Raw genomic sequence first — 684 nt, 5'->3', positions numbered from 1 at the left:
CTATTTGCCCAGTATCCAAAGGAGTTCTGGTTTGGCTGTATCGACTTCGGCAGAAACGTCATGGAAAGAGCCCGGTTTTCTCCATGCTTTTATCACCCTTGCTGCAATCATTGGCGTCATTAGTGCCGGGCTTTTTATTCTGGAAACCAGCCTGCACAGCTTGATTCTGTTGTCCCTGATGATTGCATCCATCAGTGCCTTTACACTTGGCTATGACTTTCGTGCCATTCGGAAGGCCATGAATGCCGGGATTAGCGGAGCGCTGACGGCGATTTATATTTTTATTCTGATTGGTGTACTGATTGCCGCGTTTATTCAAAGTGGTACGCTGGCAACATTGATTTACTACGGCATTGAATTTGTCAGTCCGGCGCTTTTCCTGCCTGCCGGGTTGCTCCTCTGTAGCCTGATGTCCCTGGCCACCGGTACCAGCTGGGGAACGGTTGGGACCATGGGGGTTGTCCTGATGGGGATCGGGACCACCATGGGCATACCTGCGCCCCTGGTAGCCGGAATGGTTATCTCCGGTGCCTGCTTTGGTGACAAAATGTCACCGGTTTCCGATACCACTAACCTGGCCGCCATGACCTCAAGAGTTGATCTCTACGCCCATATTCAGAGCATGCTGTTTACTACAGGACCGGCCTATCTGCTGGCCCTGGTGATATTCTCGCTAATGGGGCT

Annotated in this window: 1 protein-coding gene; it reads left to right on the top strand. The window is 51.9% G+C overall.

What is annotated here, in order from left to right; all coding sequences use genetic code 11:
- Nucleotides 1-31 precede the first annotated feature (31 nt).
- The coding region (locus J7438_RS26665; RefSeq protein WP_286196971.1) for a Na+/H+ antiporter NhaC family protein at nt 32-684 on the top strand (653 nt) is incomplete at its 3' end.

The sequence above is a fragment of the Thalassotalea sp. G20_0 genome (genome assembly GCF_017744175.1).
GTDB lineage: Bacteria > Pseudomonadota > Gammaproteobacteria > Pseudomonadales > Endozoicomonadaceae > Endozoicomonas.
Note: the sequence above shows the minus strand (reverse complement) of the source record. Positions and strands in the feature narration are given on the sequence as shown.